Annotated in this window: 14 protein-coding genes; 9 read left to right on the top strand and 5 right to left on the bottom strand. The window is 69.0% G+C overall.

What is annotated here, in order from left to right; translation table 11 throughout:
- Positions 1-135: 135 nt before the first annotated feature.
- From FLX08_RS30830 to pdxR, 5 genes are all read left to right on the top strand, one after another.
- On the top strand, positions 136-1,581 hold the full coding sequence (locus tag FLX08_RS30830) for an aldehyde dehydrogenase (protein ID WP_142623779.1): 1,446 nt from the start codon (positions 136-138) through the stop codon (positions 1,579-1,581).
- A gap of 9 nt (positions 1,582-1,590) precedes the next feature.
- Complete coding sequence (locus FLX08_RS30825) at positions 1,591-2,268, top strand: aspartate/glutamate racemase family protein (RefSeq protein ID WP_142623778.1); 678 nt, start codon at positions 1,591-1,593, stop codon at positions 2,266-2,268.
- Positions 2,265-3,545 carry an aminotransferase class V-fold PLP-dependent enzyme gene (locus tag FLX08_RS30820; protein WP_142623777.1) on the top strand — a complete coding sequence of 427 codons (1,281 nt, stop codon included), beginning with the start codon at positions 2,265-2,267 and terminating at the stop codon, positions 3,543-3,545. Before FLX08_RS30825 ends, FLX08_RS30820 begins: the two co-directional genes overlap by 4 nt.
- A 5-nt stretch (positions 3,546-3,550) precedes the next feature.
- Complete coding sequence (locus FLX08_RS30815; protein WP_142623776.1) at positions 3,551-4,828, top strand: MFS transporter; 1,278 nt, start codon at positions 3,551-3,553, stop codon at positions 4,826-4,828.
- Positions 4,829-5,150: 322 nt separating this feature from the next.
- Positions 5,151-6,605 carry a MocR-like pyridoxine biosynthesis transcription factor PdxR gene (pdxR, locus tag FLX08_RS30810; RefSeq protein ID WP_208761767.1) on the top strand — a complete coding sequence of 485 codons (1,455 nt, stop codon included), beginning with the start codon at positions 5,151-5,153 and terminating at the stop codon, positions 6,603-6,605.
- A gap of 51 nt (positions 6,606-6,656) precedes the next feature.
- Here the strand turns inward: pdxR and FLX08_RS30805 are convergent, their stop codons facing one another.
- Both FLX08_RS30805 and FLX08_RS30800 read right to left on the bottom strand, forming a co-directional pair.
- Positions 6,657-8,012: an FAD-binding oxidoreductase gene (locus FLX08_RS30805; protein WP_142623774.1), complete on the bottom strand. Its 1,356-nt coding sequence runs from the start codon at positions 8,010-8,012 to the stop codon at positions 6,657-6,659.
- Positions 8,013-8,212: 200 nt separating this feature from the next.
- The gene (locus FLX08_RS30800) at positions 8,213-8,647 is read right to left on the bottom strand and encodes an organic hydroperoxide resistance protein (RefSeq protein WP_142623773.1); all 435 of its coding nucleotides are present in this window, start codon (positions 8,645-8,647) and stop codon (positions 8,213-8,215) included.
- Positions 8,648-8,751: 104 nt separating this feature from the next.
- Between FLX08_RS30800 and FLX08_RS30795 the strand changes: the two genes are divergently transcribed.
- The 4 genes from FLX08_RS30795 to FLX08_RS30780 all read left to right on the top strand — a co-directional run bounded on the left by FLX08_RS30795 (position 8,752) and on the right by FLX08_RS30780 (position 12,223).
- A complete protein-coding gene (locus FLX08_RS30795; protein ID WP_142623772.1) occupies positions 8,752-9,681 on the top strand; it encodes an LLM class flavin-dependent oxidoreductase in 930 nt (309 codons plus the stop codon).
- A gap of 11 nt (positions 9,682-9,692) precedes the next feature.
- Complete coding sequence (locus FLX08_RS30790) at positions 9,693-10,394, top strand: alpha/beta hydrolase (protein ID WP_142623771.1); 702 nt, start codon at positions 9,693-9,695, stop codon at positions 10,392-10,394.
- 9 nt (positions 10,395-10,403) lie between these two features.
- Complete coding sequence (locus tag FLX08_RS30785) at positions 10,404-11,093, top strand: winged helix-turn-helix transcriptional regulator (RefSeq protein ID WP_142623770.1); 690 nt, start codon at positions 10,404-10,406, stop codon at positions 11,091-11,093.
- Positions 11,094-11,389: 296 nt separating this feature from the next.
- A complete protein-coding gene (locus tag FLX08_RS30780; protein ID WP_208761766.1) occupies positions 11,390-12,223 on the top strand; it encodes a MarR family winged helix-turn-helix transcriptional regulator in 834 nt (277 codons plus the stop codon).
- Between the two features lie 112 nt (positions 12,224-12,335).
- Here the strand turns inward: FLX08_RS30780 and FLX08_RS30775 are convergent, their stop codons facing one another.
- From FLX08_RS30775 to FLX08_RS43070, 3 genes are all read right to left on the bottom strand, one after another.
- Positions 12,336-13,181: an aldo/keto reductase gene (locus FLX08_RS30775; RefSeq protein WP_341874360.1), complete on the bottom strand. Its 846-nt coding sequence runs from the start codon at positions 13,179-13,181 to the stop codon at positions 12,336-12,338.
- A gap of 131 nt (positions 13,182-13,312) precedes the next feature.
- Positions 13,313-13,690 (bottom strand): MerR family transcriptional regulator, encoded by a 378-nt coding sequence (locus FLX08_RS30770; RefSeq protein WP_142623769.1) that lies wholly within the window; start codon positions 13,688-13,690, stop codon positions 13,313-13,315.
- A gap of 60 nt (positions 13,691-13,750) precedes the next feature.
- A complete protein-coding gene (locus tag FLX08_RS43070; RefSeq protein ID WP_142623768.1) occupies positions 13,751-15,826 on the bottom strand; it encodes a cellulose binding domain-containing protein in 2,076 nt (691 codons plus the stop codon).
- Between the last annotated feature and the right edge of the window lie 170 nt (positions 15,827-15,996).

Genomic DNA, 15,996 nt, shown 5'->3' with positions numbered 1-15,996 from the left:
ACTTTCACGGAGTCGGGGGAGTACCGGTCCCTCCTGGCCAAGTACAAGCTCGATGTTCCCGATATCGCATCGGCCGTACGGACCGCCATGGTGTGGAGTGATCGGCGAGTCGAGGTAGTGAAATGAAGGGTGAAAATGGGCGAGCGAAAGATCGTGAATCCGGCGAACGGGGAGCTGCTGGCCGTCGTCGCGGAAGCCGGCGTCCAGGAGATCGAGGCCGCCGTGGCACGGGCCAAGGAGGCCTATGACAGCGGATGCTGGTCTCGGCTGGACGCCTCCAGGCGGGGCCGGATACTTTGCGCCGTCTCGGACTTGATGCTGCGCCATCGCGACGAGCTGGCAGTGCTTGAGAGCAGCAACAACGGCAAGCCTGTCCGCGACACCAGAAAGGAAGTTGAATCTGCTGCCCGTACGTTCGCCTATTACGGCGGGCTGGCGGACAAGCTCCAGGGCGACGTCATCCCCGTCGACGGGGAGTATCTGAACATCACCGTGCGGCAGCCGTTGGGGGTGGCCGCGCTGCTGCTCCCGTGGAACTCACCGCTGCTGCTGATGTCCTGGAAGCTGGCTCCGGCGCTGATGGCTGGCAACACCGCGGTTCTGAAGCCCTCTGAGTTCACCCCCCTGAGCACCCTGCGGTTTGCCGAGTTGCTCAAGGAGACCGAGATTCCGTCCGGGGTGGTCAACGTCGTCACCGGCAGTGGCGATCCAGTGGGAGCTGCGCTGGTCCGGCATGAGAAAATTGCCAAGGTTTCCTTCAGCGGCTGTGTGGAGACGGGGAGGGCCATCTCGCGCGAAGCGGGGGTCGGGCTGAAGCGGGTCAATCTCGAACTCGGCGGCAAGTCCGCGAACATTGTCTTCCCGGACGCCAATATCAAGGCCGCGGCGCGGTCCGCAGTCAGAGCTGCCTTCGGCGGCGCGGGGCAGTCCTGCGCCGCAGGTTCCCGCCTGCTCGTCCATGAAGCCGTCTACGACGAGTTCATGGCGGAGTTCATGGCGATTACCCGCGGCATCGTCGTGGGCGATCCGCTCAGCGAGGAAACCGAAATGGGGCCGGTCAGCAATGAGGCTCAGTACGCGAAGACCATGGCGTTCATAGAGTCCGCCCAGCAGGAGGGTGCCAAGCTGCTGCACGGCGGGGGCCCGCCCGCGGAAGCGGGTTGCGGCCAGGGCAATTTCCTGGAGCCGACCGTCTTTGCCGACGTTCTGCCCACGATGAGGATCGCCCAGGAGGAGATTTTCGGCCCCCTGGTCGCGGTGATGAAGTTCAGCAGCGAGGACGAGGCGGTGGCCATGGCCAACGGCGTCGGCTACGGCTTGACGGGCGCCGTCTGGACCAGCGACCTGAGTCGCGCCATGCGCATCTCGCAGCGGATCGACGTCGGGACTCTCTGGATCAACTGCTACAAGGCGCTCAGCCCGGCCTCGCCCTACGGAGGCTTCAAGTCGAGCGGCTACGGCAGGGAGAACGGCATCCTCGGAATAGACGAGTACACCCAGTGGAAGAGCGTGTGGTTCAACTACGGCGAGCCCATCGGCAGCGGATACGCATGTGATCCAGACGCTTCGACGGCGATCTGAGGAGGGGACATGAACGGGAAAGTCGCGTTTCTCTTCACCGACCTGGTCCTGGTGCCCTTCACCGTGGAGATGGCCCGTGCGGAGCTGCCCGGTGTGGAGATAGTGAACATCGTGGACGACTCCATCCTGGCCGGGGTCCGCAGTGGAGGAATGGATCGGGTCGATCTGCGCCGGCGGATACTCGAGCACGCGCTTCGCGCCGAAGAGGCCGGCGCGGACATGGTGCTCTGCACCTGCTCGTCGGTCTCCGAGGCCGCGGCGTCGGTCGCGCCCATGCTGCGTGTGCCGCTGCTGACCATCGATGAGGCGATGGTGCAGGAGGCCGTGAAGACCGGCGGTGACATCGGCGTGGTGGCCACCGTCGAGACCGCTGCCGCTGAGGTGGCCCGCAAGATCGAGACGCTCGCCGAGTCCCAGGGCGAATCCGTGCGAGTGACGCGGACGGTGGTCGAGGGAGCCTTCGACGCGCTCAGTCGTGGCGATGCGGCGGCCCATGACGAGGCCGTTCTCCGGACGATCCGCGGCGAGTTGTCCCGCAACGGCTTCGTCGTGCTGGCTCAGGCGAGCATGGAGCGTGTCGCGGCCGCACTGGATGACGCGACCCGGGCCCGAGTGGGCACCCCGCTCCTGCCGGCCATGCGAAAACTCATGCAGTACGAGCGCAGCAGGGACCGTGTCGTCGCGTGAAGCAGCAGACAGTGGTGACACCAGAGCGGAAAGCCGTCGCCGAACTCGACATCCAGGCGGTCAGGCAGGACTTCGACCTGTTGCGTGGCGGACCGGGCGACACCCCCTATGTCTACCTGGACAGCGCCTCGACATCGCTCACCCCTCGCCCTGTGGTCGAGGCCGTGGCGCACTACTACAGCGAACTCAACGCCAATATCCACCGGGCGTCGTACGCGAAGGCCATCGAGGCGACCCGCCTGTTCGAGGAGGCTCGGGAGACCGTGGCGCGCTTCGTCGGGGCCGGCACCGATGAGATCGTCTTCACCGCGAACGCCAGTGCCAGCCTCAACCTTGTCGCCCAACTGTTGCACCGCAACGGCCTGGTCGACGACGGCGTCGTCCTGACCACTCTCGCGGAGCACCACTCGAACCTCCTGCCCTGGCGGAACCTCGGGAAGGAGGTGAGCGTCAAGTACATCGAGCTGCGGGACGACTACTCGGTCGACCTCGACAGCCTGGAGACCCACCTGCGGGCGGGTGGCGTCAGGCTGGTGGCGCTCAACTATGCCTCCAACGTGACCGGCACTGTGAACGACATCGCGGCTGTCAGCCGGCTGGCGCGGGAGTACGGATGCCTGCTGGCCGTCGATGGGGCTCAGGGTGTGCCGCACTGCGGATTCTCCGCCGCGGAACTGGACGTCGACTTCCTGGCCTTCTCGGCGCACAAGATGCTGGGCCCGACCGGAGTCGGCGTGCTCTATGCCAAGAAGAGCCTGCTGAGTGGCCTCGCCCCGGTGTCCGTCGGCGGCGGCACGGTGCGAAGCGTCTCCGCGTCCTCGGCGCTCCCGTTGGGCGGCCCGTCCCGCTTCGAGGTGGGTACGCCGAACATCAGCGGTGCCCTGGGACTTGCCGCCGCCATCGATTACGTGGACCGCTTCGGCATGGGCGCGATCCAAGCCTATGAGGCTGAACTCACTGCCGACGCGCTGCGCCGATTCAGCCGGATGGAGGGCGTTTCGCTCTTCGGCTCGCGGGAGAGTGCCAACCGAGTCGGCACGTTCTCCTTCCGCTTGGACGGCGTCCCCGCGGACATGCTCTGTCAGGTGCTTGCCGATGCCTACAACATCGCCACGCGGGGCGGCCATCACTGTGCGCAGCCGTTGGTGGATCGGCTGAGCGAGGACGGCGTCTGCCGAATGAGCACCTACTTCTACAACACCCGGGCCGAGCTGGGATTCTTCTTCGATTCCCTTCAGTCCGTCAAGGACGAGTTCAGCAAACAAGGAACACGGTAAACCGCGTGCACGAACTGCGCCGCAGAGCGATGCTCGACGTCCCCGGATTCTCGTCCTATCTGCTCTCCAGATCCCTCAATATGTTCGGTGCCAGCATGGCGCCGGTGGCCCTGGCCTTCGCCCTGCTGCGTACCACGGGCTCGGCGTCCACGCTGGGCCTGGTGCTGGCAGCTCAAACCGTTCCGCAGGTGCTGCTCCTGGTGGTGGGTGGAGCGATCGGAGACCGCGCCCCACGCAAGACCATCATGATCGCCACGAATCTCGGCATGGCCTTCAGCCAGGCAGCCACGGCCGTCCTGTTGATCTCCCGTAACGCGGACTTGGTCCTGCTCCTTATCCTGCAGGCGCTCTGGGGGATAGGGCGTGCCTTCTTCACTCCCGCCAACACCGGTGTCGTGCCGGACCTCGTACCCGCCGAGCGCATCCAGGACGCGACCGCACTCGTCACTCTGAGCCGCAGCATCGCCTTCATCTGCGGGCCCGCGGTCGCCGGCGGTCTCATCGTCGTCTGGAACCCGGGATTCGTTGTGCTCGGCGACGCCCTGCTCTTTCTGGTCAGTGCCGCCTTGCTCACCCGTCTCCCGCGCAGGCAACCGACCGCCGAAGCGGAAGAGAGTCTGCGCCAGTCCCTCGTCACGGGCTGGCGTGAGTTCGCCGCGCGCAGCTGGGTCTGGTCGATGGTGAGCAGCTTCGGCTTCTATCAAGGCATCGTCCGCCCCGCCATCTTCGTCATCGGCCCTGTACTTGCCGCTGGCGAGGATGGCATAGGTGCCTCTGCCTGGGGGCTGGTCATCGCCGCACAGGGCGTGGGATCGGTGCTCGGCAGCCTGCTCCTGTTCTGGTGGCGACCCTCCCGTCCGCTCCTCGTCTCCAACCTCATCGTCTGCCTGGACTCCCTCTTTCTCCTGGGCCTCGCCCTGGCGTTCGGTTTCGAGCCGCTCGCCGTCCTCGCCCTGTTGGGTGCCATCGGAGTGACCGTGGCCGACGCCCTGTGGCTCAGCACCCTGCAGCGTGAGATCCCTTCCGACGCACTGTCCCGGATCAGCTCCTACGAATGGATCGGCTCGCTCGCGCTCAACCCCCTCGGTATGGCGGCTACCGGCTTGCTCGTCACGGTCGTCCGGCCCACCACCATCCTGGTGATCGCCGCCGTGGCCAACATCGTCGTCCGCGCGCTGGTCATGATCGCGCCTGGAGTGCGCAAGATCGGTAAATCGGGCCGTACGAAAGGGGAGAGGGCCGGCGTCGGCATCCCTGATCCGATCGCCGATGCCCACAGCTGATGCGGACCCCGCGCTGCCCGGCGCCAGTTCTCCCGAACGGATGAGATCGGTCATGGCGACGGCGATGCCATGACCGCTCGCGTCCTCGATGTGCCTCGCCAGTCTGCTGGTTGACCATGTGCCGTCCGGCCAAGGAGATCCGCCGGGATTTGCCCGAGCGGATCCCCCTGACCAGGGCTCACGATCGACTCGATGAGCTGATCAGCCTCTCCGCCGAGTACGAGAACGCCCCGGCTACGTGCTCGGCGACGTAGCCGCGCCTGAGGTCGATCAGGAGCCCGCACACGGTACACGCCCGGTAAGGTCCGATCCCGTGGGGCGATTGAGGACCGATTCCGGCCCGGCCGAGGACCTGCTCATCGAACTGGACCGCGACGCCGGGGTGCCACTGCATCGGCAGATCGAGGCGTCCATCCGCGCGAGCATCCGGGCCGGTCGGCTGCGAGCGGGCGCGTCGCTGCCCCCCTCCCGCACCCTCGCGGCCGGGCTCGGGGTTTCCCGCGGAGTGGTCGTGGAGGCCTACCAGCAGCTCGTGGCCGAGGGCTACCTCGCCAGCCGATCGGGCGGTTACACCCAGGTCGCCGTGTCGATGCCACCGGCCGCCGCCGGCGCTGCGGTTTCGGGCGCTGCGACTTCGGACTCTGTGGCGTCGACGGCGCAGCCGGCCGCCCGCGGTGCCGGCTTCAGGATCGACTTCGGATACGGGCGCACCGACGTGTCGCAGTTTCCGCGAGCCGCCTGGCTGCGCTCGGTGCGCACCGTGCTCACCACCACACCCAACGACCGGTTCGTCTACCTCGACGGGCGCGGGGTGCCGGAACTGCGTCAGGCCCTGTGCGACTACCTCAACCGGGTGCGCGGCACGCTGGCCGACCCCGGCAACGTGGTCGTCTGCAACGGCTACGGGCAGGGCATCTCGCTGCTGATCCAGGTGCTCGCGCGGCGCGGGGCCAGGCGGATCGCCATGGAGGACCCGTCGTCCGACGACGACGCCCGGGTGCTGGCCGCGGCCGCGGGACTGGACGTGGTCGGCATCCCGGTGGGTCCGGACGGCGTCCGGGTCGACGCCCTCGACCTGGTCGACGCCGACGCGCTGGTCCTCACGCCCTCGCACCAGTGGCCGACCGGCGGGGTGCTGCCGGCGGCGGCCAGGGCCGAGGTGATCCGCTGGGCGAGACGCCGCGGCGCGATCGTGATCGAGGACGACTACGACGCGGAGTACCGCTACGACCGGTCTCCGGTGGGCGCCATGCAGGGCCTGGCGCCCGAGCATGTCGTCTACTGCGGCACGGCCAGCAAGACGCTCGCGCCGGGGTTGCGGCTCGGCTGGATGGTGGTGCCTGCCCACCTGGTCGCCGACGTCGCCGCGGCGAAGCTGCTCGCCGACCGTGGTTCGTCGGTCATCGACCAGCTGACGTTCGCCGACTTTCTCGGCCGCGGCGAGTTCGACCGCCACCTGCGCCGGATGCGTCCGGTCTACCGGCGCCGGCGTGACGCGCTGCTGGAGGCGCTGCGCACGCATCTGCCGGATCTGCGACCGGCCGGGATCGCCGCCGGGCAGCACGTGGTCGCCTGGCTCCCGCCCGGCCTCGACGAGGCGGCGGTGGTGGCGGCCGCCGCCCGGCACGGGCTCGCCATCCAGGGCGTCGGGCGGTTCCGGATCGCCGCCGCCGGGCCCGGTGGCCTGATCTTCGGCTACGCCATCCTCGGCGAGAGCGCCATCGCCGAGGGGGTCGCGCTGCTGGCGGCGGCCATCCGGGACGTACGGGGGTCGTGACGCGGCCCGTCACCGTGTATCTGCCACAGGGCCGCCGTCACAGGGCCGCCGTCACAGTGCCGGGCGGATGTTCTGGTTCAGGTGGAACACGTTCGCCGGGTCGTAGGCGGTCTTCAGCGCGGTCAGCCGGGCCAGCTTCGCCGCCGAGTACGCCCGCCGAACGCCGCGCTGTCCATCGGCCAGCTCGTCGGCCGACAACGAGTTGACGTAGATTCCGCTGGCGTACGGCTCGAGCGAGGCGCCGGCGGAGCGGGCCGCACCCATCCTGGCGTCGTCCTCGGCAGGGTCGGTCCAGCGGGCGCCGGCGCCGAACTCGAACATCGTGCCACGGTGGCTGAACGCCGCGTCCGCGTCCGGGACATCGTTGATCGCGCCGCCGTGAGCCTGCAGGCCGACGCCCGGCAGCTCCGGACTCGCGCTGAGGTCGGGGCGGCCGCGCAGCAGGAAGGCCTCGATCGCCGCGGTGGGGAAGCTCCGCAGGTAGTGCCCCGTGGAATAGCGGCGGTAGGCGTGGCCGCCGGTGGAGTCGTCGCGTCGCTGCAGTTCGAGGTAGGACGGTGTGGTGACGCGGGAGGCGACCGGACGCCCGAGCGCGGCCATCGCGGGGAGCAGCCGGCGGCCCTCGTCCGGGTCGCCGACCCACACGAACCCCAGCGTGACGATCGGGCCGGCGGGAGCGCTCGCGACACCGGCGGTGAACGTCGCCTGCCGGGGCGCGACGGCGTTCAGGTCGCGCCAGCGCTCGATGACCGGGACGGCGTCCTCGGCGCGGAAGTCGAACTCGGCGGCCAGCGTCCGCGTGCCGGTGTGGTGCAAGCGGAACTCGAACTCGGTGACGATGCCGAAGTTGCCGCCACCGCCGCGCAGGCCCCAGAACAGGTCGGGGTTCTCGGTGCGGCTCGCGGTGACGACATCGCCTTCGGCGGTGACCATCGTGTAGGAGGCGACGTTGTCGCAGGCCAGGCCATACTGGCGGGCCAGCCAGCCCATGCCGCCGCCGAGCGTGAGCCCGCCGACTCCGGTGTGTGAGACGTTGCCGGCGGTGGTGGCCAGGCCGTACGCCTGGGACGCCCGGTCCAGCGCACCGAGCAGCGCGCCGCCCTGCACCCGTGCCCGGCGACGGGCCGGGTCGACCCGCACGCCGCACATGGGCGTGAGGTCGATCATGAGACCGCCGTCGGGCACGGCGAAGCCTGCGGCGTTGTGGCCGCCGCAGCGCACCCCGATCTCGAGGTTCTGCGCGCGGGCCAGCCGTACGGCGGTGACCACGTCGGCGACGCTCGCCGCGCGGACGATCATTCGCGGACGCCGGTCGATCATGGCGTTCCAGATGGTGCGGGCGGTGTCGTAGCCGGTGTCGCCAGGGGTGAGCACCTGGCCGTCGAAGCGCGTTGCCGTCGTCGTCATGCCCCTCAGCCTGGCAGGAATCGGTACCCTCGACGAGGTCCGATCTCGGGGGCGAATAGAGGACCAATTTGGTGAGGCCGGCACTGTGCGCGTGGCCATCATGGTGGAGGGGCTACTGAGTGAGTCCGCAGGCCTCCCTGCGGGTGTATGCCCCGTGCCGGGCACCCTTATCTCGTGAGGGTGTCCGGCACGCGGCGGTGTCACAGCTGCGTGCCGTTGACGACCAGCGCAACTTCGATGTTGCCGCGGGTGGCGTTGGAGTAGGGGCACACCTGGTGCGCCACCCGGACCAGGTCGGTGGCCTGGGTGAGGTCGGCGATGGACGGCAGGCTGATCTCCAGTTCGACGCCCAGCTTGAAGCCACCGTTGCCGGCGGGGATGAGCATGACCTTCGAGTCGATTGCCGAGTTGTCGGCGCGCAGGTGCTTGCGCTGGCCCACCAGGGCAAGTGAGGTGGCGAAGCAGGCGGCGTAGCCGATGGCGAACAGTTGCTCGGGGTTGACCCCTTCGCCGTCCCCGCCCAGCTCCTTGGGCTGCCTGAGGTCTACCTCCAGCCTGCCGTCGGCAGTGCGTCCGTGGCCGTCGGCCCGGCCTCCGGCGACGTGGGCCTGGGCGGTGTAGAGCGCGTTCGTCATGATGATCTCCTTAGCAGGTGTGCTACTTGAAAAAGAATCATAGACTTCAATAATAGGAAGTCAACGGTTAAGATCGAGAATCCCATGGCGACGAGAGGGATCACATGGCCTCATTGAAGGTTGGCTACCTGTTGCCAACGCGCGATCAAGCCGTACGCGGCGATCACGACCTGGAGCAGCTGGTCGAACAGGCGCGACGTGCCGAAGCGCTCGGTTTCGACTCGGTGTGGGCCGGCGACAGCCCCCTCACCAGGCCCCGCGCCGACCCCTTGCTCCTGCTGTCGGCCGTAGCTGTCGCCACCCGCCGCATCACGCTCGGCACTGCCGTACTGCTGCCCGCGCTCCGTCATCCGATCCTGCTGGCGCACCAGCTCGCCACCCTGGACAGGCTCGCCGACGGGCGACTGATCGTCGGCATGGGCGGCGGATTTCCCAACCGGGGCACCGAAGCTCAGTTCACCGCGATCGGCGTCTCCTTTGCGCGCCGCATCAGCCGCCTTGAGGAATCGATCGAGGCGATGCGTCAGCTGTGGACCGGCCGGGAGGTCTCCTTCGCCGGCCGGCACTTCGACTTCCACGGTGTGAGGCCGGCTCCCGTGCCCGTTAGTCCAGCAGGCCCGCCGATCTGGCTGGCCGGAGGCGGCGAGGCGGCGCTGCGGCGCGTGGCCCGCCTGGCCGACGGCTGGCTGTCCTACCCGCCCCAGGCGCGGACCTACGCCTGGGAGCGGGCGGCTATCCAGCAGAGCGCGGCCCGGGCGGTCACTGCCGCCCTGTACGCGACGCTGTGCCTGGATGAGGACCCCGAGCGGGCACGCCAGCGCCTGCGCGTGAGCATCGAGCGCTATTACAACGCACCGCTGGAGGCTGTCGAGGCCGTCCAGGCCATGTTCGCCGGTACGGCTCGCGGAGCTGCGGAATGGCTCGCCTCCTACGCCGAGGCCGGTGCTCGCCATGTGGTCATCCGCTTGGCCGCCGACGACCACCACGCGGCCCTGGAGAACTTCGCCGGTCACGTTCTGCCCCTGCTTCACTGATGAGGAACAGCATGACCACCTTCATTCTCGTGCACGGCGCCTGGCACGGCCCCTGGGCCTCGGAGCGCCTCACCCCGTTCCTGCACAACGCCGGGATGCGCACCCTGACCCCCGCCCTCACCCTGGAAGGCGACGCCGGCCTGGACACCCACGTCGATGAGGTCCTCACCTGTCTGGACATCGCCGCAACAGCCGGTGAGGACGTGGTGCTGGTCGGGCACAGCTACGCCGGCCTGATCGTCCGCCAAGCCGCCGACCTGCAACCCGACCTGGTGAACCACGTCATCCTGATCGACGGCTGGGCCGGTGGCGACGGCGCGAGCATGTTCAGCCTGGTGCCCCAAGCCTTCGTCAACGCGATCCGCGCCGCCGCCCACGCCACCACCGACGGCTGCCACATCCCCGCCCCACCCCCGGCGAGCTACGGCATCACCGACCCCGACGACACACGCTGGCTCGCCCCCCGTCTGCGGCCACAACCCCTGCGCACGTTCACCGAAGCGACCCGGCTGAGCGGAGCCGTCGACCAAATCCCCGGCACCGCCATCTGCTGCCGGCCGCAGCCCTACCCCTTCGACCGGCTCGCCGCGGCGATCGGGTACCCGACCATCGCTATGAACGGCCCGCACAACGTGATGCTCACCCACCCGCAAGCGCTGGCCCAGCTGCTCCTGGACGCAGTTCAGTTCAATAACAAGAAGCTTGAGGAATAGAATGAAGAAGTGGAACAGCGGAACTACAACCAGTACTGCGCGACCGCGCGCACCCTCGACCTCGTAGGCGAACGGTGGACGCTGCTGCTGATCCGTGAACTGCTGACCGGCCCCAAACGCTTCAGTGACCTGCAACACAGCCTGCGCGGCCTGGGCACCGGCCTGCTGGCGGCACGGATGAAACACTTGGAACGCGAAGGACTGGCACACAAGGTCACCCTCCCCCCGCCGGCCCGAACCCCCGCCTACGCCCTCACCCCAGCCGGGGCGGACCTCGAACCGGTGGTGATGGCCCTGGCCCGGTGGGGGCTGACCTGGGCCATGGACGAACCCCGCGAGCAAGAGGCCTTCCATCCCGGGTGGGCGGTGCTCGGTCTGAAGGCATGCTTCGACGCCGAGGCCGCCACCGGCCTGCGGGCACTGTATGAGTTCCGAGTGGAGGAGGAAGTCTTCCACGTCCGCATCGACGACGGCACGATCGAAACCGTGCACGGCCCGGCCCAACACCCTGACGTGATCATCACAACCAGCACGGAGACTTTCCGCGACCTCGCCGCCAGCAGGTCGACCCTCGATGAAGCCATCAGCAGCGGCGCGGCCTCCGCCTCCGGCAACCGGCAAGCCCTGCGCCGGCTCCATCATCTGTTCCGCCGGCCGCACCCGCAAACCCGATCCGCGGCTCCGGCCTCCGCGTCATGACGGCAGCCGCCAATATGTGGCGGCGACCTCACAGCCGCTAGGTGGGACCTGGTTGTTGACAGCGGCACCTGCAGCGCCCGGAACTCGGCAACGTGGCTCGCCTGCTCGCCGCCGGATGGTGGAAGTGCGACGCGGAAAGGTCGGCCGAGCTTGGTTCAGAGGCGTGACTATTCGTTCGGATTCACGTCATGCCCCGAGTTTTCGGCCGGAGGTGTCGGATCCGGGCCGCGCCGTTCGTAGCTTGGGTGAGCGGTCACCCACGAGGGTGCTGCCACGACCAAGGGAGATGCCGACCGATGCTGTCTCACCCGCCGGCCAAGGTCCACCGCATGTTCGAGCTCGTCGAGCCGATCGCTACCGTCACCTTCTCCGAGGTGGTGAACGAGGCGTTCCTGGCCCTCGGCATGCGCAACTACTGGGACGGGTATTTCGCGGGCCGGGCGGCGCCGCTGGGGACGGCGCCGGCCGAGGTGGTGCACGCGGTCTTCTACAACTTCGCCGAGGGAGAGGCGGCGCGCCACATCCCCTGGGTGTGGGGGAAGATCACCCCGGAGGAGGCGATCGCCGTACGCGAGCAGGCCAGCGCCACCGCGCTGCGGCAGGTGCTGGGGGAGTGGGCCGGCTTTCCCGGCCTGGTGCGGATCGCCGACCTCGCCACCCGGGCGGCGGTCGGCGCGCCGGCCGAGGGCCGGCCGCTGTACGCCGGGCTCCGGGCGCTCGACGTGCCCGAGGAGCCGGTGGCCAGGCTGTGGCACGCGGCGACGCTGCTGCGGGAACACCGCGGGGACGGCCACAACGCCGCCCTCGTCGCCCACGGAATCGGTGGCACCGAGGCCCATGTCCTGATGGCGCTGTCCCTCGGCATGATGGCGGAGGACTTCGGCCGGATCCACCACCTGCCCAAAGCGCAGCTGGCCGCCGTCGTCGACGGGCTCCGCGACCGCGGCCTCGTGGACGCCGCCGGCGGGTTCACCGACGCCGGCCGCGAGACCAGGCGGCGGATCGAGGCCCTCACCGACGAGCTGGCGGCCCCGGCGTACGAGGTGCTGAGTGGGGACGAGCTCGACGAGCTGATCGCGGGGCTCGAACCGCTCGCCGCCGCGGTGCAGGCCGCCGACAATCAATCCTGATCTACTTTGTAAAGGCGCCCGGTCGGTTGGAAGACCAAGATCAACTTCAAAATGCGAACCCGCAAAAGCGGGGAAACCCGGCACGAGGTCCGTGCCGGGTTCCGATGGCAGGTCAGTGGTTGACGGTGCTCATTCCGGCCGGGTTGTACCGCTCGCCGGCGACCTGACCGGCGAGGGAGTCGAGCGCGTCGAGATGCTCCGGCTCGAACTTGATGTCCAGGGCCGCGACGTTCTCCTCCAGCCGGGCGACCCGCTTGGTGCCGGGGATCGGCACGACGTCGTCCCCGCCCCTGGTCAGCACCCAGGCGAGGGCCACCTGGGCCGGGGTCGCGCCGAGCGTGGCGGCGATCTCGCCGACCTTGGCCACGAGGGCCTGGTTGGCGGCGAAGTTGTCGCCCTGCCAGCGGGGGTTGTGGTGACGGAAGTCGTCGCCGGACAGCTCCCCGGTGTTGCTGAACGCGCCGGTCAGCAGGCCGCGCCCGAGGGGGCTGTAGGCCACCAGGCCGATGCCGAGCTCCCGGAGCGTGGGCAGCAGCTCGTTTTCGATGTCCCGGGTGAACAAGGAGAACTCGTACTGTCCCGCGGTGACGGGATGGACGGCGTGCGCCCGGCGCACGGTGGCGGGCGCGGCCTCGGAGATGCCGAGGTGGCGCACCTTCCCGGCCTCGACCAGCTCCTTCATCGCACCCCAGGTCTCCTCGACGGGGACTCCGGGGTCGATGCGGTGCTGGTAGTACAGGTCGATGTGGTCGGCCCCGAGCCGCTGCAGCGAGGCGTCGCAGCAGCGGCGTACGTAGTCGGGGCGGCCGTTGACGCCCACGCGGGTGCCGTCGGGCAGGCGCTCGATGCCGAACTTGGTCGCCAGCACCACCTGGTCGCGCCGGTCGGCGATCGCCTTCCCGACGAGCCTCTCGTTGGTGAACGGCCCGTACGCGTCGGAGGTGTCGAGGAGGGTGATCCCCAGGTCGAGCGCGCGGTGGAGAGTGCGGATCGATTCGGACTCGTCGCCCGGCCCCTAGAAGTCGCTCATCCCCATGCAGCCCAGGCCGAGCGCCGAGGTGCGCAGGCCCTGGCCGAGCGTGTGCTGCTTCATTCTTCTCCCCTGATTCTGCGGCTGTAGAGATCGATCTTGTAGTCGGCGATCTCGAGATCGCTTCGGAGCTGCTCGATCTTGGCGATCACGTCGGCCCGATGGGCCTCGAGCAGCTCCTTGCGGGCCACGTAGCTGTCCCTGCCCCTGCGGGCGAGTTCGGCGTACCGGCGCATGGCGGCGATCGGCATGCCGCTCGCCCGCAGGCGGGTGAGCAGTGCGATCCAGTCGGCGTCCCGCTCGGTGTAGCGCCGGTGGCCGTTGCCGCCGCGTGGCGGCGGCTCCAGCATGAGTCCGGTGCGCTCGTAGTAGCGCAGCGTGTGAGCGGTGAGGCCGGTACGCTGCGCTACCTGCGCGATGGTCATGCCCTCGTCCATGGGGACCAGTCTGGGAGTTGGAGCGCGCTCTAAGTCAAATCCGCGATCATGGCATGCGGCTCATTGTGCGGTGCAGAGGGTGCCGTTCAGGGTGAAGGCGGTCGGCAGCACGTTGGGTCCGCTGTAGGCGCCGACGAAGCCCATGGAGGTGCTCGCGCCGGGGGCGAGCTTGCCGTTGTCCGGGGTGTTGGTGACGGTCACCGAGGTCCCGGTCTGCGTCCAGTTGGCGCTCCATCCGCTGCTGACGCTCTGCCAGGCGGTGGGCCAGGTGAAGTGGAGCGTCCAGCCGTCGATGGCGGCCGTGCCGGTGTTGGTGACGTCCACGGTGGCGACGAACCCGTTGCCCCAGTCGCTGGTGTCGGTCAGGCGTACCGAGCAGGAGCTCTTTTCGGGGCTGCCGGTGGCGAAGGTGAGCGGCGGGGAGGCCCAGGAGACCCGGCCGGCGGTGTCGCGGGCGATGACGTTGACCGTGTAGCGGGTGCCCGGGACGAGGTTGCGGACCGTGAAGGAGGTGCCGGAGGTCTCGCCGAGCTGTTCGGTGACGGCGCCGTTCTGGCGGTGGATCTCATACTTGGCGATGGGGCTCGCGCCGGGCTGGGCGGCGGGCCAGGAGATCGTGGCGGTCTTGTCGGTGACGCCGCTCGCGGCAGGCTGCCCGGGGGCCGTGGGGGCGCCGGTGGTGGCGGTGGCCGGGTGCAGCACCAGCGTGGTCAGCGAGTACGGCGGGAGGGTCTGGGTGGTGGCGGTGCCGGTGTGGGCGGTACTGACGGAGGTGGCGCCGTTGGTGAGGGTCTGCACCGTGGGCGCTCCGCCGGCGGGGGTGAACCCGTCGTAGTCGATCTCCACCTGGTGTTCGCCGTCCGGGTCGCGGTTGATCAGCAGGACGGCGAGGTCGCCGTCGGCGCGGCGTACGGCGTGTGCGACGACCAGCGGCTCGTCGGTGGCGGCGCGGACGAACCGGTCGCCGGGGCGGGCGAACGCGCTGATCATAGAGAGCGCGTGGTAGGGGGCGAAGGGCGTGTTCAGCGGGGGTTCGCAGGTGTCGCCGGAGCATCCGCCGCTGGACAGCATGCCGAAGTCGCCGTAGTCGGTCTGGCCGGCGACGGTGGTGACGGTGCCGATGCCGTTGTGGACGTTCCACCAGTCGACGGTGAAGACGCCCTGTTCCAGGAGGCCGGCGTAGGCGTCGGCGGCGAACAGCGCGCCGGGCTGGGTGTTCGGCGCGATCCCGCTGTTGATCTCGGTCACGGCGATGCCGATGTCACCGGCGCGGGCGCCGGCGTGCTTGGCGATCTGCTTGCGGACCAGATAGATCATGTCGGGGATGTGGGCGGTCTTGGTGAGGACGTCGGCGGCGTTGCTGTACGGCGGATACCAGTGCAGGATGACGAAGTCGATCTTCGAGGCGGCCATCGACAGGACGGTGTCGTTCCAGGTGGCCTGGTCGCCCTCGGCGACGATGCCGTCGGGCCAGTTGGCAGGGGTTGTGAGCACTGCGCCGATCTTGATGGTGGGGTCGACGGCCTTCATGGCGTCGGAGTACTGCACGAGGTTCCTGGCGTACTCGGCGGGGCTCTTGTCGGTGTGGTCGTCGGCCTCCCAGTCGGCGCCGTAGTGGCCGTTGCCGTAGTTCTCGTTGCCGATCTCCCAGAACTTCACGCCGTACTTCTTGGTGACGTTGGCGTACTCGACCCAGTCGGCGGCTTCCTGCGCGGTGCCGGTGCCGTAGTTGGCGATGATGATCGGCTGGGCGCCGGTGCGCCTGGCTCCGCTGATGAAGGTGTCGAAGTCGGTGCCGGGGGCGACGTAGCCGCCGGGGGCGGTGTGGGTCTTCCAGTGGTAGATGTCGGCGTACGACCCGCCCGGGTAGCGCAGCATCTTCACGCCGGCGGCCTTGAGGAGGTCGGCGGTCTCGTTCGTGCCGAGGTTGCCGTCCCAGATGGCGTGGTTGGTGCCCACGGCGGTGTCGGACACGGAGGCCAGGCCCGCGCGGGTGTTGACGGTGACGGTGACGGGCGCGGTCTCGGAGGGAGCGGTGTCGGCGGTCGCGGCGGGTACGCCGGTGAGGACCTGGGCGGCCACCGCTGCGCCCGTGAGAAATGCGATGGCCGGCCTGGCGATGCGCAGGGTGCTCATTACGTCCCTTTTCTTGAGGATCTTGCTCGTGCGATCGTGATCAGGACGTACTGAAACGGTCAAGCGGAAGGCCCCCGGTTGGGCCCTGAGCTGCGGAGGAGTTAGGCGGGTCGTGCAACTTTCACACCGGAATCCCGCGGCGCGTCACGGTCAGGACGTGGGGCGGGACA

This window comes from Microbispora hainanensis, assembly GCF_006874475.1.
Lineage (GTDB): Bacteria > Actinomycetota > Actinomycetes > Streptosporangiales > Streptosporangiaceae > Microbispora > Microbispora hainanensis.
The sequence above is the reverse complement of the archived record's forward strand: the minus strand, read 5'-3'. Positions and strand labels throughout refer to the sequence as shown.